Raw genomic sequence first — 20,770 nt, 5'->3', positions numbered from 1 at the left:
CAAGGTGCGCGTCGCCATGAGCAACGCCTTCGCCATGGGCGGTACGAACGCAGTTCTGGCATTCAGGCAGGTGTAGAAGCCATGCAAGACGCCTCATTTGAGGTCACCTGTCGTATCTAGCTGCTTGAGGGGCGGGGCATTGTGATACAGGGAGAGCTGTGGGGTCCCTCCTTCTCGGCCTCGACGATGTGGAAGGAGCCTGTGCGGCGAAACGGGCTAGACGCCCCCAGGCCCAGAACTTGGGCGAAACCAACTCCCACCAAAGGACAGCCGGTTTAGTAGCCGAACAATGAAACCTCGCTCGACGAGCCGCCGTCTCTACTGTCTCCGGCCTCACGCGGTTGAAGCGAACAGCGCAGCAGCTACTGTTCCGCACAACTCGGATGGCAATTGGGACAAGTCCGCACATGTCGTCACGTACGCTGAACGCCGCAGGTACAGCCAAACTGGGGCGGGGCGTTTCTGCCGTTTTGATAGAATTCTATCAAACTGACAATTTTCCTTGCATAAATGCAAGGAGAGCTCGGTTGACTCCCCTCCTTTCTTGTCAAGGATGAGTTTGCAGGCTGCGGTGCGGCAGAAGCCGGACAGAACAGCGACCGGTCGAGTAAAGGCCTGCGCAAACCGCATATTGCGAGCGCCCGCGCGGAGGAAGACGCTCGTCCTGGTGAAAGGCAACGATGCTCAGGCGCCATTGCCATTTGCCGAGGGCGTCCGCGCGCCGAAAATTTCGAAGCAACAAAGGTGAGATCGAGAATGATGATGACGAAATACAACACAGCTCACCGTCCAGTGCAGTTCTACCGGCGGGTGGCGGAGTGGGATGGGCTGCCAAATGGAACGTAAAAAGATCAGCAAGGAGATGCTTGGCGATAGTCAGGCGCTGCGCAAGCTGCGTGAGCACCTTGTCAAGGTGGCCAAGGCGAAGACTACGGTCCTGTTGCGAGGTGAATCCGGAACCGGTAAGGAGCTGGTTGCCAAAGCCATTCACGAGCTCTCGCCTCGCGCCAAGCAGCCCTTCATCAAGGTCAATTGCGCGGCGCTCACCGAGACGCTTCTGGAATCTGACTTGTTCGGTCATGAGAAGGGTGCCTTCACCGACGCGAGCAGTTTGCGCAAGGGGCGCTTTGAGGCTGCCGACAAAGGCACATTGTTTCTGGACGAGATTGGCGAAATATCAGGTTCGTTCCAGGCTAAGCTGCTGCGTGTCCTGCAGGAGCAGGAGTTTGAGCGCGTCGGCAGCAACCACACCATTAAAGTTGATGTTCGCGTGATTGCCGCAACGAACAGGGACTTGGAAACGGCAGTTCAACGCAAGGAGTTCCGGCAAGACCTCTATTATCGCATCAACGTCGTCACTTTACGCGTGCCGGCATTGCGCGAAAGGCGAGGTGATATTCCGCTCTTGGCCGCTCAGTTTCTCAAGAATTTCAATACTGAGAATGATCACACGCTGACCTTCGCTCCCGAAGCGATTGAGGTGCTAATGAACTGCGAATTTCCAGGCAACATCCGAGAGCTCGAAAACTGCGTTCAGCGGACGGCAGTTCTGGCGACGGGTCCATCAATCCTCAGAACTGACTTTGCCTGTTACGCGGATCAGTGCTTGGCCGCGGCGCTGTGGAAGAACGGACCGCCGACGTCAGAGAAGTCGACTACGATCGAGCCTTCCGCCGCCTGTGCCGCCCCGCCCGTCGGCGACGGGCAAGCGCCGATAGGCCCTGCCACGAGTCGTGGTAGGGTGCCCGATGCCGATACGGTCATTGCTGCCATGGAAAAGTGTGGCTGGGTGCAGGCAAAGGCGGCGCGCCTGCTCGGTTTGACCCCGCGCCAGATCGGCTACGTGCTGAGAAAACGCGGTATCGAGATCAAGCGTCTCTGAAACAACCCGCCGAGCAAGAGCTGGAGCAGGTCAAGCATTGGTGCTCTGGCGAGCCCATCGGCCAGGCTTACGAAGTGGGTGTGAACAGCGCTGCCAAGATTCCGGCCGTGTGCTTTCTACCACGTAGTCATACTGGGGCTCTGCGACTGACAAACTAAAAAGGAGTAATCCTATGGCTAGTAACTTCGCTCTACACCGCAAGGGCAAATCAATTCGACGTGCCTGGATCCAGAAATAATCGATGTATTATTGGTGACACGCCAGCATACGTAGAGGCGACGCGCAGATCTCCGCTGGCGGGACCTGGTCGATACATTAGCTGATGGCTTACCGCTCGATATCACGCAATCTGAGATGGGCATGAAAGTGAGTTCGACCGCTGGACAGTTGCCGACCTCGTCAGGTATTGGCCCCTGCGACCGGTTGATCTGCGATATCCAAATTCGCGGAAGTTGGTCGAGACGAAACTGTCGCCCCGGCTCGTGACCGACCGCGCGCCCGGCAAGACCGAGTTACAAAGTTGCCGAGGCAGTTTGATGTGCGTTCCTGCATCACTGTACGGGACACGACCTGACGGGAGACTATGATGCGTAGCCAAAAAGAAAAGATGCTCGCAGGCGAGTTTTACAATGCGGCGGATCCGGAGATCCAAGCTGACCTGTTGGCCACCGGGGCTTGGCTCAAGCGGTACAATGATACGCTGGGGCAGACCACGGGGCATTGGCATGAGCTTTTGTCCGAGCGGCTGGGAGAGGTTGGGCGCGGAACGGTCATCCGTCCGCCCTTTTTTTGCGACTACGGATTCAATATCCGCATTGGAGCCAATGCCTACATCAACTTCAACTGCGTTATTCTTGACGTGGTAGAGGTCAAAATCGGGCAAGGAACGGCAATTGGGCCTGCTGTGCAGATTTATACCGCCGATCATCCACATGATGCCGAGCAGCGGCAGGCCGGCCTGCAGGTCGGGCGTCCTGTTCACATTGGCAGCCGTGTCTGGATCGGCGGTGGAGCAATCATTCTGCCTGGCGTCACGATTGGTGATAATGCAGTGGTAGGCGCTGGCTGCGTGGTCACACGAGATGTTCCCGCCGGGGCAAAGGTAGTGGGAATTCCTGCTCGCGTGGCCGACCCACATAAACAGGCATAATCAACCTCGTTGACCCTGGAGGTGCATGCGAACTGTCGAAACTGTGCCGAATTTTTGTCGAAGCCATTGAGCGCTGCATATGTTGTCGCGACTCGGGCGCTTCAGTTCTTTTGCCACGGGGGTCACAAGATCATGTGCGTAATGCCGCCGCAACGTGCTCACGTCCCGCAGCAGCGGACCCTTTCACATCGCCCAACGAATTCAGAGCCTACGTTGTGCTGCCACTAGCATTACTACTCACGAATGTATTCCCAACTGAGTTTTCGCCCTTGGAGGCAAGCAGCGACTCACCAGCAATCGCCGGCCATTAATCCTGGCTAGCATCGACCCCGACGAGGCGAGCCGCGGCGTTGCGGATCGGCATGTCGATGACCGTGATTGCGCCTTCGGCAAGGAAACGACGTTCGTTTCTGGTCAGCGTAGCCGAATCGATCACCGCAAAATGTGGGCCAGTGGAGCGCTTCATCAGCTGTCTGGCATATGTGCGCAGCATCTGATCGTTGAAGCGGCAGCCCACGAAGAAAAAACCCCGGTTGACGCGCCGTTGCTTCACCGCGTCCGGGATCGGCGTCTGGATATCAATTTCGGTTAGGACTTCGACGTAATCGGAATCAGCCACGAGGAAGTTTGCCGCCGGCCTGACGCTGCCGTGCGGCGCATAGAGCACCGTCCTAGCCACTTGTTCGGCCTCGAGTTCTGTTCCTGACAAATCGTAAGTTCTCGTCCAGATGTTACCGATTCCGGTCGCGCGCGTCGTTCCTTGTATCTCGACAACGTCTGTTTGGCCGGCCTCTGCAAGGGCTGCTCGCATGGCGCCATCGTACCAGCTGTCGATGATGACAGACAGTTGAAGGGTTGCGAGCCAGGCGTGAAGAACGGTCGGCTCGGCGGGGGCTGCGAATATCTCCGCCATCCACGCTTGGAGAGTCCGACGATGTCGGCGCTGCTCGATAAACTGCGCGACCGACCACATATTGGTGCGAATCCTGGAAGGGGCAGGCGCCCGCTTGTTGAGGGCCGCGGCGACATCTTCAGGGGTGCAAGGTACAGGTGATTCCGGTGGGTTAAGCTGCAGAAGACCAGGACCGAGATAGGGGATCACTCGATCGGCCTTGAGAGCGCCGTTCAGCAGGTCAATCAGTTTTTTGGCAAAACTGCCCCGGACGACGACGAGATGGTCCCAGCTCAGCATCGTGTTCATACGCGTTTCCTCTCCGCCACTGAACCCACCGGCATCAGGCCCCGTCGGAAATCTTCATCGCCTCGACGGTGATCGGCAAACGCGTGTCGCGCGGAAGGTCGGGCAGCATGAGCCGCCAACCGTTCCTGAGCGTCACGGTCCCGCCCCATAAGTCAGCGTTCTCAATCTCGGTGATCGGCTCTTCGAGATCCTTCTTGGGGACATAAGCCGACAAGCCAGTAGCGGTCCTGCGAATCATTACTTTCATCCGGCTGTTCCCCCGTTGGAAATGCCTTCAGCTCCGCAGGGAACCTCGACTTTGTCGAGGCTAATGAGTTCGCGCGCTCGCATGCCGACGACCGTGCCACGATCGATCCATTCGACCGCATAGATGAAGAATTGCTGGAGAAAGGTTCCAATGTCGCGCACGTAGCCTTCGTCGCCCTTCCGCACGAGGTTTTCGCCGATCTCCTTGCCGGGATAGGTGCCGTCGTTTTTTATGTGGCGTATCGCACGGACCCGCTCACCCTGCATGAACCGTGGCGGTCTGCCGATTTCGACCTCCTGTTCGCGTCTGGACCACATGCTGTCCATTCCTTTCTCGAGGTTTTTGTTGTGGTCGCGGGTTGCAGGCGTCGTCGTGCGGCGAACCCGACCGTTTCGGTAGGAATCAAGCGGGAACGCAGGTTTTCGGTACCGGACAGACCGACACGCATTGCTGCGTATCGAAGGCCTCCTTGCATTCGGTGCACTTGTTTGGATCGATCACATAGGCGTCGCCCTTGAACTTGATCGCTTCCGAAGGACATTCGAACTCGCAGGCCCCGCATTGGGTACATTGGGATGCGATGATCTTTAAAGCCATTCTAACTCCTGGTTATCGGACGAGACGGCTCAGGCCGTCGCCGCTAGTGGTCTGATCCCAAACTCTGCCGCGTAAAGTGCGCTGACTGCGGTCTCGATGTAGTCATGGCCATAGGCGTCGGTTACGCGCAGTCCAGCTCGCGAGAGTTGTTCCTTCGGGCGATTTCCGATCTTGGCGCATAGCACTATGTGTATGCCTTCGAGCGCTGCGATGACGCCCTCGAGGATGGCGTCTTCGCCCCCGCCTCCGAGGCAATACCGCTCGACCTTCCGATGCCCGACCAAGCTGATCCCTCTAGGCGAGACTTCATAAACCTGGAATTCCTTCGCGTGGCCGAAGTGTTCGTTGACCCGTCCACCTCCCTTAGTGGCCACCGCAACCAGAAGCGACTTTTCGGAGTCTGTTGCCTTGACCATACCGATGGCCTCGCTCCTCGCCGCCTCATGATCACGGCGCTCGTGTGCGACCACCTGCCGATAGGCCTGACGCTTGCCAGCATCGTAGGCGACATCGTCGGGAATCCCGTCCAGCGTGAATTCCTGGCCACGATCTTCACCGAGCAGGCCGACAGCATCTGCCCGGCACTGCCGGCAGTGGCGCATCAACTTGGCGCCACCTTCAAGTCGATCCTGAAGAGCCATCATCTCCATTGCCGTTGGGCCGCGCTGCCCGATGAGTCCGTAGTGGGTACCGTGCGCCGGGTCCGAAATCAGAGGCATCACGTTGTGCAGAAACGCGCCCCGCTCCCTGACCATTTTGTTCACCTCAAACAGGTGCTGGTCGTTCACTCCAGGAATCATCACCGAGTTGATTTTGGTGAGGATGCCGCGCGCGCTCAGCATCTCCAGGCCCAGCATCTGCCGCGCGTGCAAGATTCGAGCGGCTTCGATGCCGAAGTAGCGGCGATTTTCATAAAAGATCCAAGGATAAATCTTTGCGCCGACTTCCGGGTCGACCATGTTGATGGTGATCGTCACGTGATCAACATTCATTTCGGCAAGCTCGGCGACATGGTCCGGCAGCACGAGCCCGTTGGTGGAGACGCACAGCTTTATGTCGGGGATTTCCCTGATGACGCAGTCGAACGTTGCCTTCGTTTTCTCCCAGTCGTAACAGGCATCCCCCGGCCCAGCGATGCCAAGAACCGAAAGCTGCGGAACTTTGTTGGCAACCGCGATGACCTTGCGTAGCGCTTGGTCGGGCGTCAGCTTCTCAGACACAACACCAGGCCGGCTCTCGTTGGCGCAATCGTATTTGCGATTGCAGTAGTTGCACTGGACATTGCAAGCCGGCGCGACCGCCACATGCATACGCGCGAAATAGTGATGCGCTTCCTCCGAAAAGCAGGGGTGATCCTTGATCCTTTCCCAAATAGCCGGATCCCCTTCGCCCGGGCTGGTCGGCGACGAGCCGTAGGAGGACGATGCGCAGACGGATTTCGCGGCTGCCAGAAAACCCTCGGATGTCGTGCTAGTCGGACCCTCAATCGAAACTGTCGGTGAGGACATCAAACGGCTCCGTTGCTGGTAACGTCGCGGTTCAAGGTGCAAGAGCCATACCAACTTAAAACAGCGGCTTCAGTTCACTATTTGGGTCAATATCGCATTGTGTCAGGCGGGCGCGACACAATTTTGTCCTGCTTGCGACAGCACAAGTCCAAATCCGTTCAGAAGCACAAAGCACTCCTTGTCGCGCACAGGGCGCGCAAGACCACTGGCCTGACGATTGGCTCATCAGGCTCTTAGAATTTCCTTCGGCTCGATACTATGCCGGCGTATCGCCTAGCCGACTTGTCGCAGCGTGAGGCCGAGAATTCGAGCCGCATTAGCCTGAACCCAGCCGGCCTTCTCCATTGTGTCGATCAGCCGTCAGGCTCCGTCCGCCGCGGTCCCAGCCCCCGTCCGGCCGTATCGTTAGAATCGCAACCGGCTATTTCGTGCTCAGGGGGCGCCGATGCGCCGAACCGGCATCGTGCTGGCCCGTGAGAGCTCGTCGATGACATTGCCACGTTCCGAAAGATTGGTTCCTTCCAGAGGAGAACGCCAAGCACGCAGTTCTCCGGCTCGCGGACGTTGCCGGGGAAATAGCATTGCGAGATCAGCTCAACTGCCGACGGCGCAAAGCCATGGTTCTCCATATTTCAAGGGTAAGCGCTGTGTCCTTCCAGGAGGACCCGGCGATCTGTGGGCCTGCCGATTCTGACGTGGATCGGAGATCGGCTTGTGTCTGAACTTGAACTTAAGATTGACGCTGAGCGGCAGCCTCGGCGTTTTCGAGGGTGATCAACGGCGCTGTTGGTCGGCGGCGTTGGTCGATGGACGACAAGGCACGGAGTCATCTCCGAGACCCTGGAGCCGACGCGGTGATCTCGGAGGTTGCCCGGCGCTACGGGCCGCGGCCGCGGCGGAACGCTCGCAAGCTTGCGACGCTGGCAGGACAGGCCACTCCCGCCTAGTGGTTTCGGTGGCGCCACCGGAACGACCCGTTGGGCCAACATCCGTGCACCAGAGCTCAAGGCCACGGCCTGAGAATCGGCCGCCGCTCACCCTTTACTTGGTTCCTCAGAGAAGGAGAGCAACTTCCGTCGGTGCGAGGGTCATTGCGTCGGCCAGTGGCGAGTTCCTGCCACGCCCAGCCATCCTGCTTCGCGACCCATTCTCGCGCTCCCGCCATCGCGGGTGGAGTGGATTAGTGCAGACGACATAGGTTCGGGGCCTGCCGTTGCCGAGCGGGTGCTCGAGCTTAAGTCCGCTTTCGTAGGTGCCTGCCTGCGCCGCACTCAGTCCGTGAGCGAGTGTCCCTCGGGAATGCCGAATGCTGTTGGCGGCGGAGTCGGCATGAAGATACCCGTCCTTCCTCCGCAACCAATTTTCGACGGGCGGCAACGATGTCGGGGGGCATGGTGCTGAATCCACTTTGACCGCTCTCGACGATGGCGCCGTCGAGATAAACGAGATGGCTGATATGGTCGGGTATCCGGTCGGCGGCGCCGGTGATGCTGATGCCGCCTAGACTGTGACCGACAAGGATCACATCGCTCAGTTCTTCCGTCACAATGTGGTTGACGATGTCGGTCACGAATGTGTCGGGCGTGATGTCCTTGCACAGCAAACGTGCGCGTTCGCCGACACCTGTCTGGGTCGGCGTGGTCATGTGGTATCCCATCTTACGAAGATTGGCGGCCACGTCCCGCCAACACCATCCGCCATGCCAGGCACCATGCACTAGCACATACGTCTTTGCCATGGGTTGTGCCGTTCCACTTGCTCACCGGCCGTTGTGGCTGCCATCCGGCACGATGGCCGGGCGTTGTCCCAAAGGGGGGCTCGACCACGTGACCGGTGGTAAGTCCGGCGCACAGGGCAGCGCCGTGGCCTCGAGGACACCGCTAACGAGTCAAGGAAATTTGAATTGCGAAAGGCCAATATTCACTAGCTCTTTGCAAGTGGATGGAGAGGCTCATGGTGTGCCGCAGTTGCTCGCTGCCGGCATGCTCTTGGCACGGTTCCGGCTGATCATCCGAACTTGAACAGGACACCAAAGCCGCCGCGCGGATAGTTCCACTCGATGTCGCCGCCTTTCTCGCACAATATCCGGCAGGTGCCGCATTCCATGCAGCCGTCGGCGGTGATCTCGACTTGACCCTTGTCATTCAACTCATAGCATTTCGCCGGACAGACGTAGGTCAACGCAAGCAAGTTCGCGCTTGGCTTGTCGTGCGGTCGCACTATAATATGGGGGCGGCCGGAATCGACCAGATAGCGGTTCTGGTAAAGTTTGTCCTCGACACGAACCTTCGTCACTGCGATCGTCATCTTGTACCCTCTTCAGCGCCATGCCAATGCCAGGCGGACCGCGTCGCTGACCAACCCCCAGCGCGAGCGCGCGTTGATGAAGGCGGCCGTGGTGTTCTTTTCCTTCTCGATCTTCGGCGTGCCGTCGACACGCATGAAGTTCTGAGCGGCATGCGACATCAACCGCGGATAGCTGTCAAAAAAGTTGCTGGAATTGGTGTGGAGCAAGGCTGGCATGTCCTTGTATTTCTTAAGATCCTTGATCACAAAGGAGTCATCCAGCATCGTCTTGTAGAGCGCAAGGTTCGCTTTGGTCATAGGACTGTTGCGGCTTTTGACTTTGATGATCGCCTCAGCCGCGACACGACCCGAGGTCATGGCAAGGTTCGAACCCTCACGGTGAATGGCATTGTTCAGTTGCGCTGCGTCGCCGACGATGACCCAACCGTCGCCGAAGAGCTGCGGAATGGCCTTGTAACCACCTTCGGGGATAAGATGGGCGGCATATTCTTTCACCTCCGAGCCAGCGATCAGCGGCCGGATCGAAGGATGGTTTTTCATCGCATCTAGGAGGGCGGACGGGCTCTCCATCGTCGCGGCGAAATCCGAGACCAGGCAGCCGATGCCGAGTGAAATCGACTCCTTGTTGGTGTAAAGGAAGCCGAGCCCGGCCATGCTGCGAGAGATCGTGCCCACGGCCTCGATTACGCAGCCTTCATCGCCCTTGACCCCGAACCGCTGGCCAATGACCTCTTCGGGCAAGAAATGCATTTCCTTGACGGCAAGCGCCACGGTCTCCGGCTTCGGCATCTCGCGCAGGCCTGCGCGAGTGCCAAGCAATCCCGACACCCCTTCTGCGAGAACGACCACATTCGCGAAGACCACTCCGCCAGCCCGGTCTGTGCGGACGCCGATCACCTTGCCATTGCCATCACGGACGAGTTCCGTCGCGGTCGTCTCACACAGGACCGTCGCGCCAGCCTCGCGCACCTTGCGGGAAAACCATTTGTCGAACTGGGCGCGGATGATCGTGTAGCGGTTGGGTTTCGCCTCATTGAAGTCGTCCGACCGGTAATGAATTCCGGTGTGAGACGTGTCGTCCATCACCCAAAGTCGCTGTTCGACCAGGTGCCGCTCGAGGGGCGCATCATCCCGGAAGTCCGGGATGATCTTCTCCAGCATGTTCGCGTACATTATGGCACCCTGGACGTTCTTAGAGCCCGGATATTCACCGCGCTCCAACTGCAGTACCTTCAGCCCCTGGCTTGCCAAAGTGTAAGCAGCTGCGTTTCCAGACATGCCGGCTCCGACCACAATGGCATCGAATTGTTCAATCATGTCCTCTCCCTCAACTCGCAAGCTTGTCTCGACTGTGCGGCGACAGCCGCCGGGTGAAGGCTTCCGTCAGTGCGGGCAGGAAGCGGATTGCATCCGTGACGATCCCGAGGTGGGCGAACTCGAAAATCGGCGCGTTCGGATCGGTGTTGATCGCGACGATGAGATCGGCCCCCTCGACCCCAACTCGGTGCTGGATGGCGCCGGAAATTCCGGCCGCGATGTAAAGCTTCGGTCGAATGGTCTTGCCAGTTTGTCCAATCTGTCGATTAGCCGGCATCCAGCCCTTCTGGACCAAGGGGCGCGAACAGCCATGCTCGGCGCCGATCGCTCGGGCAAGATTCTTCACAAGCTGAAGGTTCTCCGCCGCTCCGAGACCGAGGCCTCCCGCAACCACGACATCCGCATAGGCAAGATTTGCCATTGCCGACTGGTTATCCGGTAGGAAGCCGAGGACTTTGGTGACGATATCGTCCTCAACGAGCGACAGCTTGTGCCGCATGACACGCCCGACCGGCTTATCCACCCGTTGCGGCATAGGCATGACCCTTGGTCGCACCGTCGCCATTTGCGGCCGGTAATTTAGTGTATAGATCGTACACAACAATGAGCCACCAAAAGTCGGACGGGTCGCGGCGAGTGAACCGTCGGAATCTACATCAAGTTCGGTGCAGTCGGCCGTGAGCCCCGTCTGCAGGGTCGTCGCTACCGAGCCTGCAAGATCCCTGCCCAGTGTGGTCGCGCCGAGAAGGAGGATTTCGGGTTTATGGGTATTGACCAGATCCGTGAGCGCCTTGGCGAACGGCTCGTTCCGGTAGTCGGCGAGCGGCGGCGCATCGACGATGTAGACAAGATCCGCCCCGTAAGCGAAGGCCTCGGCAGCAGCGTCCTCGACCATCTCGCCCGGCGGTCCCAGCACGACGCCCGCGAGCTGGACTTCAAGCTTGTCGGCCAATTTGCGGCCTTCGCCCAGCAGTTCGAATGATACAGGATGCACATTGCCGCGTTCGAGCTCGAGGAAGACCCACACGTGCCGGTAGTCTTTGAAACGGTCGGGAAGTTCTTTCTTTACACCGGCACGGCCGGGGGCAATGCGAGGGGTAGTTTGGCTTGCGGTCGACATTTTCTGCTCCTGGCCGTCACGTGCCGCTGTTGAAGGCCAGCTCATGTTCCAGCGCCGGCCGGCGGGTTAAGATATCGGCGATGAGTTCATCGGCTATGTCCTGCAAGCCCCTTTCCGCGGTGTCGATCTGCGCCGCGCTTTCTGCCCGTGCGGTGGGGGCGAAAACACGCTTGACGACTGTAGGCGAGCCACGCAGACCGCACCGGGTGAGATCGTCAATGCCGGCGTCGGCTGCAGTCCACTTCACGACTTGGCTGCGCGCCGCGCACAGAGCCTGCTGGAGCGAGCCCCGGCGGATTTCGTTGGTGTCTTCCAGCATGGTAATGAGGCAAGGGAGTCTGCTCTTCAGCAACTGGGTGCCGCCTTCGGCGCGACGCGCGACTTCGATCTCTCGCGTATCGAGATCGATGGAGGCAATCTTCGCGACATAGGTAAGTTGCGATAAATCTAGGCGCTTGGCTATGCCCGGTCCGACCTGGGCGGTATCGCCGTCAATCGTCTGCTTGCCGGTGAAGACGATGTCCGGCCTGCCGAAAGTCTCCCCAATTTTTGCGATTGCTTGCGAAAGAGCAAAGGAAGTCGCCAGCGTATCGGATCCGGCAAAATAGCGGTCCGTCAAGAGAACTGCTCGGTCAGCACCGTAACCGAGCGCCTTTCGCAGCGAGTCCTCCGCCATGGGCGGACCCATTGTGAGCACAGTAACCTCGCCACCATGAACGTCGCGCAGTTTGAGCGCTTCTTCGAGGGCGAACAGGTCGTAAGGATTGATGATGGTCGGAACACCCTGACGCATGATCGTGTTCGTCACCGGGTGCACGCGGATCTGTGCCGAATCCGGCACCTGCTTAATGCAGATTACGATATGCATTGGCGGTTTCTCTAAGCTCCCAGTCCGGATTCGTGCTTGGCGGTTCACCTCATTGCCTGCATCGTTCATGCCAAGTCGTCTTCCTGCCTCTATTCCAGAAGGTGGCTTCGTTTGCTTCCGAGGAGGCGTCATGAGGACTGGATTTGTCGACTTCTCGACATTGTCGCGTCGCAGCCGTGTCGGGCTCATTACTTTCCGAACCGCTTCAGTGCAGAGTCGAGCGGGACGAAGGCGCGGCCAGGTGCGGGACATATGTTTGGATCGTGGTCCCTTAGCACCTTGAACACACGTTGCGTGAGCGGCGAGGAAGTCGCGAAATCTTCGTAGGCGCGTTCCAGCTTGGCGCGCACCCGCGCGGCGATTACCTGGTTAGGCAGACCGGAGAAATCTTCTTCGGCAAGGTATTGGCCCACGCGCTTCATGATATGGAGCCGCGAGACATTCATCACTTTCGGGTCGTAGGAGACGCCAAGGCAGGCGAAGAAGTCCTCCGCGGCCGACAGGCCCTTCAGTCGCGCTAGGATATCGGTGCGATCGATCGGGCGGCTATCAGCGGAGCAGTTCATTGTATTCTCCCGGCGCGTAATTGTGGTGTCGATGCATTGGTGACATTGCTGACGGCGTGCCGACCTCTGGCACGGCGGCTGGGCAAGAGACTTGGCGATCTCAAGCTTTTCTGAAGTGGTGAAGGCGACCCCGAGTTTGACTGCTCTCCATTGCGCAGGGTCGTCACGTTGAGGAAGACCTCACGGCTCGTCGGCTATTGTGCCGCTCGGACCCGGGCCGGAATGAAGCTGTTCCGCACCTCGCCCGCACAGTCCAGCACTGGGAACGGCCCGTAGCTTCTCGGTGATCGCAGGCAGGACCTCAAGCACGCGGTCTACGTCATCTTCGCCGTTGTCACGCGACAAGGAGAAGCGGACTGCCCCACATGCCGCGTTCATAGCGATCAGAACATGGCTCGGTTCCAGTGAGCCAGAGGCACAGGCGGACCCGGCGGAACAGGCGATTCCCAGCCGGCTCAGGACAATTGGAATTGCATCGCCTTCGATACCTTCGAATCCAATGTTTGCAGTGTTTGGCAATCGCTCTTGCGGATCGCCGTTGATGGATGTGTTTGGGATGCGCTGGATGATCCCGTTCTCAAGGCGGTCGCGCAACCATTTTATTCGTTTTGTCTCGTCCATGAATTTCAAGGCGAGTTCGGCCGCCATGCCCAGTCCGACTATGCCGGGTGTGTTTTCAGTGCCTGCACGCCGGTCGCGCTCTTGGTGCCCACCCTTGATCATGGAGGAGAAGCGCACGCCACGTCTTACATAAAGCGCGCCTATCCCCTTTGGACCATGCAGCTTGTGGGCGGAGAGCGACAGCATGTCGATCGCGGTCGATTTCAGCTCAATCGGAAGCCTTCCGACCGCCTGCACTGCATCAGTGTGGAAAAGCGCGCCGACTTCCCTGGCTAGATCGGCAAGCTTAACCACGGGAAAGATCGTACCGGTCTCATTGTTCGCCCACATTATCGAGACGATTGCCACTTGTGGAGTGAGAGCGGTTCTGTAGGCGTCCAGGTCGAGCCGGCCGTGGTGATCGACTGGGATAATGTGCACCTTGACGCCGCGCGTCTTTTCAAGGTGCGCGCACAACTTCAGAACGGCCGGATGTTCAACCGCGGAAGTCACTATTTCCGTTCGGTCGGGCATCACCTCCAGCGCCGAAAGGATGGCTGTACTGTCGCTTTCAGTCCCGCCCGAGGTGAAGATGATCTCGTCCTCGAATCCCGCGCCGATGAGGGCTTGCAACTGTTGCCTCGCCTTTCTCACGGCTTCAGCAACCGATGCGCCATAGGCGTGCATGGACGAATGATTGCCAAATTGCTCCGTAAAGAAAGGCAACATCGCTCCAACGACTGCAGGATCAACCCGCGTCGTTGCGTTGTTGTCGAGATAGACAGGGTTCATGGGAGTGATCCTTCAACTGCTGAAATGATTCAAGGGTAGGCGGGCGGCCATTGAACCTCTGGCGCATATCGTATCTGGTAAGGTGGGCGGCCGGGCGAGCGATGGCTTGGCTGACCGGTCGCTGTCGACATTGCCCTTTGGTGGCGGCATCTGCCGGGAATTCAGCTGTTTCGGGCAATTTTGTTTGCTTGCCCACGGCAACGATCGATGATCGCGATTTGGCGCATCACCGAACGCAATTGTTCCGGGCCGACAGTGCGTGTCGGCCGGTTCCAGAGCGCCGGCGGTTACCGGTTCGACGCAGTATTCCTTGGCGTCGCTATAGTCGAACATAGCCTGTTCCCTAGCAATCATTTGCAGGACTTGCCGCAGCCGCACGTCTCACGCGCATTGGGGTTATCGAAAACAAAGCCGGATGTTTCGAGCCCATTGACGAAGTCCACGGTCATGCCGGCGGCATGGGGTTGGGAGCCTCTATCCATGAACACCTTGAGCCCATCTCGCTCGATGATCGCATCGCCCTCACGTGAGACGCTCTCCAGGCCCATTGAGTATTGGAAGCCGGCGCAGCCGCCGGCATGGACCATGATGCGAAATCCTTCCGCCGGCTCGCTGGCGCGGTAAAGAGCGGCCTTGATGGCGGCAACAGCGTTGTCGGTGAGCGTAATCATGGCTCGATTTCTCCTCGGTCCGACGTTTTCGCGGATCATCTCGCATGGACCGTGCCAAAGGGAAGACGTGTCAAAAACCGTAGGACATCCCGACGTCTCTTATGCTCGATTGCTGGGGAGACGTCCGACAACCGACACTTACTGTCGGATTTGTCGCGTCCGCGTCACAGGAAGGGCGCCTGAGTTCGCGATGCACTCACGCGTAAAGCAATGAACAGAGCCAAAGATGTTCAGAGCTTGCCGCGGAGCAACTGGCACGATTTTTGTGAAGCCTTCGTTGCGGCGGCAAAATTGCCGGCCGATTCACCTTTGGGTTGCCCTCGCAATCGAAGAACGAAGGAGAGCAATATGATCCATCAGACCCGCCTTGAGTGGGAAAGCAGCACCGCCGGTGGTACCCGAATGCTCGATCGGCCGATTGGCGCCGACCACCCAACAATCGCTCTCTACCGGCGATTGGCCGCTGACCGCCCGGAGACAGGATTCGACTGGCATGTGCCTGACGATCGATCGCGTCCGCCGTGCACACCCCTGAGGCCCGTTTTTCGATCGATCGTCAAAAGAAGAACGGGGCAGGGGTAAAAACATGGATCAGCGCAAGAAGCGGTCGCCCAACGAAATCCGGCGTGCGTGGGAAGTCTGTCCGAACATTCCCGCGCGTGATTTCGCAGCCCAATTGGCCATTTCGGAAGCGGAACTGGTCGCGGCCCATTGCGGTTTCGGCGCGGCACGCATCGACCCGCGCGTCAATCACGTTCTGACGGGCCTCGAATTCGTGGGCGAAGTGACGGCGCTGACCCGCAATCAAGGTGCCGTGCACGAAAAGATTGGCGTCTTCAACAGAGTGATAACCGGCAACAATCACGCCATGGTCCTTGGTGACGAATTCGACCTTCGCGTCTTCCCGCAAGCTTGGAGGTATGGTTTCGCTGTTGAAAGGCGCCATCGCGGCGGAATCCAGCGCAGTTTGCAATTCTTCGACGCCACCGGCGCAGCAGTGCATAAGGTGCATCTCAGGCCGGTCTCCAACCTTCATGCCTATCGAAAGCTGGTGGCCGAGCTCGTATCCGCCAACCAGGAGCCGACCATGTCGCTTAAGGCGAGAGTAGCCGACCTGGGCGCGAGGACTGCGGACTGGGCCGGCACGGTGGACGACCTACGCGAGCACTGGAGCCGGCTGACTGACGTCAACCTTCTAAAGACGCTCAAGCTCAGCCGCTGCCAGGCTTTGCGCATGGTCGGCCAGGATTACGCTTGGCTGCTCGACAATGCCGCAGTTGGCGCCGTGCTCCAGCGTGCGGCCGAAGACGAATTGCCGATCATGTGCTTCGTCGGCAACCGAGGTTCTATCCAGACCCATTCCGGCTTAATCAAGTCGGTCAAGCAGATCGGGCCGTGCATCCATGTGCTGGACGAAATGTTCCGGCTGCATCTCAGGACCCACCAAATCCGTGAGGTTTGGGCCGTGCGCAAGCCGACCAATGACAGTCACGTCACCTCGCTCGAAGCATATGGGTCCGACGGCAAGATCATCATCCAGTTGTTCGGTGCGCGCAAGGAAGGCGAACGCGAGCGCGACGACTGGCGGGTTCTGGCGGAAAACCTGCCTCGTTTCCCCGACAGCTACATGAGAAAAGACCGATCGTCGTCGGTGGGACGCCGGCGCCCATCTGCCTCCGCAGCCAGTAGCCGGGCATTGAAGCCGAGACCGGGGACACGATGACGCAATAAGCGCGCTGTATTATCGCAACGCGATGAGCAGGAAGCAATTTGGCGCTGCCCCATCGACCGCATGGTTACGACGAAGCCGCGGCCTTTGGGCCGAGCTCAGAGGTGGCAATAGCGTGAACGCCGCCGACCGTCACTCCCCACCAGGCGGTCAGGTTTTGCGGTTCGGGCCGAGCAAAAATACTGTCAAGACAGCGAGGAACGTGGCAACCGCGCTGTAGACAAAGACACTGGCAATACCCGTGTGATCCACCAATAGGCCACCGAAAGTTGTGCCGGCTGCGATGGCCACTTGGAAGGTTATGACCATCAGTACACCAGCGCTCTCGGCCTGTTTCGGAGCGGCGCGTAGCACCATCCATGTCTGCAATCCGACCGGGACCGCGCCAAAAGCAAAGCCCCATACGGCAACTGCAATTGCCGAGGTCAAGGCCGATGCTCCCATGGTCAGGAGCGAGACAGCGGCTACGGCAATGAGCAGGGGCGGCAGGGCCGCGACCGCCTTGAGACTGTGTTTGGTGAGGAATGCGCCGGCTAAATTGCCGAAGACGCCGGCCGTGCCAAAAGCAAGGAACACGAGCGGGATTGACTTCTTTTCGAGCGCAGGAACGCTCTCGAGAAAGGCGCGGATGTAGGCGAAGCTGGCAAAATGGCCGGAAGCGACCAATAGCACGACTAGCACCGCAACCTTCATCGCCGGATTCTTCGCGACATCCAGCGGGCTGCGGAATCTGCGCACTTCGATCGGAGGCAGTGGCGGAATGGTTACGAGTTGCACGAGCAGCGCAACGGCACTCACGATTGCGGCGACCTTGAACGAGGCTCGCCATCCCCAAATGTCACCGACATAAGCGCCGATTGGAGCCGCGCAGACGGAGGCGACAGAAACGCCGGTGAGGATGATCGACATGGCGCGCGGCATGAGGTGACTTGGAACCAGCCGCATCGCCAACGCTGCCGAAATAGACCAAAAACCACCAAGCGATATGCCAAGGACGACGCGTGCCGCCAGCAAAACCGGCAGCGACCCCGCAACCTCTGCCAGAACGTTCGACAGGATCAGCAGGAGCGTCATCGCCCAGATGACGACCCTGCGGTCCAGACGCTTTGTCACCATGGCGATTATCGGTGCCGAGATCGCCGCGACGATTGCGGTCGCTGTTAGCGCCTGTCCAGCCGTGCCCGTGGTGATACGGAGATCATGCGCGAGCGGTGTCAGAACGCTGGCGGGCAGAAACTCTGCCGTCACAAGCCCGAAGGTGCCGAAGGAAAGCGAAATGATGGCACCCCATGCAGGGCCAGAACGTTGATATGGACTTTCTGGGTCAAGCCGATCTCGGTCGAACAAAGCCGCGTCCACTAAATCTGTCGCCGATTCGGTCATGAATGAGTTCTCCGGCTAGGAGCTGTTGCAGCAGGGGTGGCTACATCGCCGGGGATCAAAGCCGCGAGACCTTCCGGCGGCGGCCAGTCGGCATCAGTCGAGGCCTCGGCGCCCGACGCATCCGAGGCCTCATCGGAGGGCCGACGGACCCAACCGTCGACAATGCGGGAGAGTTCTCGGCGCGGTCGCATCGATCGCATTCGTGAAGTGCGGTCTGTTCACTGCGAACCAAGCAAGCCGAACGCGGTGTCCTCGATCGAGGCCTTGATGGGGGGATGATCGACGATCTCTATATTGCTTTGAAGCAGGAAGTTCCGTCGCCATATGTGGTTATCCTGGCAGCCAGAATTGAGCGGTTGTCGCAAGCACCAAGGCGGTCGCAATGAGTGCAACGAGGCGGAAGTCTGATGGATGGCTGCGGTTCGATGGCCGCGCGATCGACAAAATTGAGGTGATGAGTTATCCCTTTTGAAGCCGTTGCTCCCAATTCTGGGATAAGGTAATTGCAGGCGGTCCCAGCAACGTCGGGCGGCCTTTTTGGTGATCGAATTCATGGGACGACACTCTCGGTCCGTGACGCATCTGCGAATGACTGCGCAAGTTCCGTGCCATCAACGACAAATCTGGCTCTGCTGAGCGGGTGGTGGAGGCACGAGCGTGGGCTATCCCAAGAGCTTGCCGCAAGGTTGTTCGAAGTTGAGGTGCCGGATAGACCGCAAATATGTCGGGCGGCCTGGGGTTGGCCAACACGAAGATGCGCAAGTTCAAAAGGACGAGCTGAACCCTTGCCGATATCCGTCCGAGGCTGATCTGGAGAAGGTCAAGAACTGCGTCTTGAAGGCTTCCGCCGCACCGGCAAATGCGAAGCCAAGGTGCTGGGCAAGATGGACAGGGCCATCCAACCCGTCGACTGGACGCTCATTAATGGCGTCGGTGTGGCTCTGTAGCTGGCGAGAAAAACGCCCTGCTGAAAGACAAAAGCTCGTGTGGCCGGCTCTGAAGGACGGCCAATGAGGCAGGCGAGGAGAGGCTATAGTCCATTCGTGTAGGCTGATCTTGTCCCACGGAGGCGGCTAACCACCCCGCCAGACATCATCGAGGGGAGCGCCACTAGGCTCACCCCAAGTGTTGGTCGTTTCCACCTGGTGACCTCGGCCAAGTCACCAAGCCGCTTAGCGCAAGCTTTCGAACTGGATGCTCCCCGGGCACATGATCGGCTAGCGATCCCACCAGTTGAGTTGCTCCAAGTCGGTGTCTAGCTTTCTACATTCTGTGTCCGACGCTGGACAAGAATGTTGCAATCCCGACCAGTAAGTCAGCACAGGCGCCACCTGTTGCCCAGCAAAACGGCAAGGATTATCGAAAGACGAATTCGGCACGGAGCTTGCACCAACGATTGCATGCAAATGCCGACAGCATCTCATGAACGGTCTCTCGATTCTGGCGCGGTTAAATCGCGGCCGGTTCCAGATCATGTCCCGCCCGAAATGGTGAGGGACTTCAACCTGTTTACGTCGCCCGGCATGTTGCCGACGGCTAACGGGGATCCGCATGCCGCGGTTGCTTGCGTTCATGCCGGGCCTCCGATCTTTTATTCAACCAGCAACACGCGCGACGGTCGGGGTACCTGGGTCATCACTCGCGCGAGCGACCAGCGCCGGGTGCTGCAGGACACCGAAACGTTTTCCAGCCATCGCAGCATCTTCGCCTCTGTGCTCGGCGAGAGCTGGCCGATGATCCCGCTTGAGCTCGATCCGCCATTCCACGGTGTTTTTCGCTCACTGCTCAATCCGCTGCTTTCGCCAAAGCGGGTAATGGCATTGGAGCCGGCTGTCCGGGAACGAGCGATCAAGCTGATCGACAGGATCGCCGCATCAGGCACGAGCTGCGACATCATGAAGGATTTTGCAGTTCCGTTCGCGGTCAATATCTTCCTTCGCTTTATTGGGCTTTCGGACGACGGACTAGAAACATTTGTCGGCTGGGCTAGAGATCTGCTCCACGGCGATAAGGAGCAACGACCACCCGCAGCCCGGGCGATCGTGGCCTTCATCGACGAACTTGCCACCGAGCGCCGCAAGGAGCCGGTCGATGATTTCATGACCTTCATCGTGAAGGCAAAGGTCGAGGGTCGTCTGCTCAGTGACGAAGAAGTCCGTGGCATCGGCGTGCTTGTGTTCGTCGCGGGACTCGACACGGTCTCAGCAGCCATATGCTTCGACTTGGCCCATCTCGCGCGCAACCCCAAAGATCAGGAATTGCTACGAAGCGAACCTGACCGGATTGCCGTCGCTGCGGAAGAATTGCTGCGCGCCTATTCGACCATTCAGATGATCCGAGTGGCAACGAAGGATGTCGACTTCAAAGGCGCGCCGATCCGCAAGGGAGATTATGTTTCCTGTGCCACGATGATTGCCAATCGTGACCCGGCGGAATTCGAATGCCCGAATGAGATCGATCTGGCGCGCGAGGACAACCGGCACGCTGCCTTTGGCTATGGTCCCCATCGTTGTCTTGGCTCACACCTTGCCCGGCGGGAGATTGTCATTGGCCTGGAGGAGTGGCTGGCGCGCATCCCAGCCTTTCGGATCAAGACAGGGACTGAACCTATCACCTTCGGCGGCCATGTGTTCGGGATCGAGAATCTGATCCTGGACTGGTCCTGAAGTTTCAGCCAACGACATTGGAGTTCGCTATGCGTGTCGTCGTACATAAAGCCAGATGCCAGGGTCATGCGCGCTGCTGGGCGCGGGCGCCGAGAGTCTTCAAGCTTGATGACGCCGGCTACATCTTGCCCGGTGATATTGATGTTGCCGATGGGGAGCAACTGCT

At 58.9% G+C, this 20,770-nt stretch carries 17 protein-coding genes and 4 pseudogenes; 5 read left to right on the top strand and 16 right to left on the bottom strand.

All coding sequences use genetic code 11. The features are described 5' to 3' along the window. Window positions 1-838: 838 nt before the first annotated feature. Both nifA and P3C39_RS31315 read left to right on the top strand, forming a co-directional pair. Window positions 839-1,882, top strand: a pseudogene (nifA, locus tag P3C39_RS31320) (nif-specific transcriptional activator NifA); the annotation flags it as partial. A 583-nt stretch (window positions 1,883-2,465) separates the two neighbouring features. Next, the gene (locus P3C39_RS31315; RefSeq protein WP_024505228.1) at window positions 2,466-3,032 is read left to right on the top strand and encodes a sugar O-acetyltransferase; all 567 of its coding nucleotides are present in this window, start codon (window positions 2,466-2,468) and stop codon (window positions 3,030-3,032) included. 307 nt (window positions 3,033-3,339) lie between these two features. Here P3C39_RS31315 and P3C39_RS31310 read toward each other — a convergent pair whose 3' ends face one another. From P3C39_RS31310 to P3C39_RS31240, 15 genes and pseudogenes are all read right to left on the bottom strand, one after another. Further along, window positions 3,340-4,233: an SIR2 family protein gene (locus tag P3C39_RS31310; protein WP_024505229.1), complete on the bottom strand. Its 894-nt coding sequence runs from the start codon at window positions 4,231-4,233 to the stop codon at window positions 3,340-3,342. Window positions 4,234-4,267: 34 nt separating this feature from the next. Next, window positions 4,268-4,480: a putative nitrogen fixation protein NifT gene (gene nifT, locus P3C39_RS31305; RefSeq protein ID WP_024505230.1), complete on the bottom strand. Its 213-nt coding sequence runs from the start codon at window positions 4,478-4,480 to the stop codon at window positions 4,268-4,270. Then, window positions 4,477-4,797, bottom strand: a complete 321-nt coding sequence (locus P3C39_RS31300; RefSeq protein ID WP_024505231.1) for a nitrogen fixation protein NifZ — start codon at window positions 4,795-4,797, stop codon at window positions 4,477-4,479. The genes nifT and P3C39_RS31300 overlap by 4 nt, the downstream gene beginning before the upstream one ends. Window positions 4,798-4,882: 85 nt before the next feature. Then, the gene (locus tag P3C39_RS31295; RefSeq protein ID WP_024505232.1) at window positions 4,883-5,077 is read right to left on the bottom strand and encodes a 4Fe-4S binding protein; all 195 of its coding nucleotides are present in this window, start codon (window positions 5,075-5,077) and stop codon (window positions 4,883-4,885) included. 29 nt (window positions 5,078-5,106) lie between these two features. Then, window positions 5,107-6,585: a nitrogenase cofactor biosynthesis protein NifB gene (gene nifB / locus P3C39_RS31290; protein ID WP_127318073.1), complete on the bottom strand. Its 1,479-nt coding sequence runs from the start codon at window positions 6,583-6,585 to the stop codon at window positions 5,107-5,109. Window positions 6,586-6,858: 273 nt separating this feature from the next. Next, a pseudogene (locus tag P3C39_RS31285) lies at window positions 6,859-6,945 on the bottom strand (helix-turn-helix domain-containing protein); the annotation flags it as partial. Between the two features lie 874 nt (window positions 6,946-7,819). After that, entirely contained in the window at window positions 7,820-8,323 is a 504-nt protein-coding gene (locus P3C39_RS31280; protein ID WP_245463579.1) for an alpha/beta fold hydrolase, read from the bottom strand. 269 nt (window positions 8,324-8,592) lie between these two features. Further along, window positions 8,593-8,892, bottom strand: coding sequence for a ferredoxin family protein (locus P3C39_RS31275; RefSeq protein ID WP_024505235.1), 300 nt, complete (start codon window positions 8,890-8,892; stop codon window positions 8,593-8,595). A 12-nt stretch (window positions 8,893-8,904) separates the two neighbouring features. Continuing rightward, complete coding sequence (locus tag P3C39_RS31270) at window positions 8,905-10,209, bottom strand: FAD-binding protein (RefSeq protein WP_127318071.1); 1,305 nt, start codon at window positions 10,207-10,209, stop codon at window positions 8,905-8,907. Window positions 10,210-10,219: 10 nt separating this feature from the next. Next, window positions 10,220-11,329 (bottom strand): electron transfer flavoprotein subunit alpha/FixB family protein, encoded by a 1,110-nt coding sequence (locus P3C39_RS31265; RefSeq protein ID WP_127318069.1) that lies wholly within the window; start codon window positions 11,327-11,329, stop codon window positions 10,220-10,222. Window positions 11,330-11,345: 16 nt separating this feature from the next. Next, window positions 11,346-12,197: an electron transfer flavoprotein subunit beta/FixA family protein gene (locus P3C39_RS31260; protein WP_127318067.1), complete on the bottom strand. Its 852-nt coding sequence runs from the start codon at window positions 12,195-12,197 to the stop codon at window positions 11,346-11,348. A gap of 188 nt (window positions 12,198-12,385) precedes the next feature. Continuing rightward, the gene (gene nifW, locus P3C39_RS31255) at window positions 12,386-12,763 is read right to left on the bottom strand and encodes a nitrogenase stabilizing/protective protein NifW (protein ID WP_024505239.1); all 378 of its coding nucleotides are present in this window, start codon (window positions 12,761-12,763) and stop codon (window positions 12,386-12,388) included. Between the two features lie 180 nt (window positions 12,764-12,943). After that, window positions 12,944-14,155, bottom strand: a complete 1,212-nt coding sequence (gene nifS, locus P3C39_RS31250) for a cysteine desulfurase NifS (protein ID WP_126063817.1) — start codon at window positions 14,153-14,155, stop codon at window positions 12,944-12,946. A 12-nt stretch (window positions 14,156-14,167) separates the two neighbouring features. After that, window positions 14,168-14,488 (bottom strand): hypothetical protein, encoded by a 321-nt coding sequence (locus tag P3C39_RS31245; RefSeq protein ID WP_127318065.1) that lies wholly within the window; start codon window positions 14,486-14,488, stop codon window positions 14,168-14,170. A gap of 17 nt (window positions 14,489-14,505) precedes the next feature. Next, entirely contained in the window at window positions 14,506-14,826 is a 321-nt protein-coding gene (locus tag P3C39_RS31240) for an iron-sulfur cluster assembly accessory protein (RefSeq protein ID WP_127318079.1), read from the bottom strand. Window positions 14,827-15,412: 586 nt separating this feature from the next. Between P3C39_RS31240 and P3C39_RS31235 the strand changes: the two are divergent. Next, window positions 15,413-16,444, top strand: a pseudogene (locus P3C39_RS31235) (ChuX/HutX family heme-like substrate-binding protein); the annotation flags it as partial. A 261-nt stretch (window positions 16,445-16,705) separates the two neighbouring features. Here the strand turns inward: P3C39_RS31235 and P3C39_RS31230 are convergent. After that, window positions 16,706-17,938: an MFS transporter gene (locus P3C39_RS31230; RefSeq protein ID WP_127318061.1), complete on the bottom strand. Its 1,233-nt coding sequence runs from the start codon at window positions 17,936-17,938 to the stop codon at window positions 16,706-16,708. A 1,487-nt stretch (window positions 17,939-19,425) separates the two neighbouring features. Here P3C39_RS31230 and P3C39_RS31225 point away from each other — a divergent pair. Further along, complete coding sequence (locus P3C39_RS31225; protein ID WP_024505246.1) at window positions 19,426-20,604, top strand: cytochrome P450; 1,179 nt, start codon at window positions 19,426-19,428, stop codon at window positions 20,602-20,604. A 29-nt stretch (window positions 20,605-20,633) separates the two neighbouring features. Then, window positions 20,634-20,756: pseudogene (locus P3C39_RS31220) on the top strand (ferredoxin); the annotation flags it as partial. Between the last annotated feature and the right edge of the window lie 14 nt (window positions 20,757-20,770).

Source organism: Mesorhizobium sp. XAP4 (assembly GCF_029269325.1).
Lineage (GTDB): Bacteria > Pseudomonadota > Alphaproteobacteria > Rhizobiales > Rhizobiaceae > Mesorhizobium > Mesorhizobium ciceri.
This window is presented reverse-complemented; position numbering and strand designations above follow the sequence as displayed.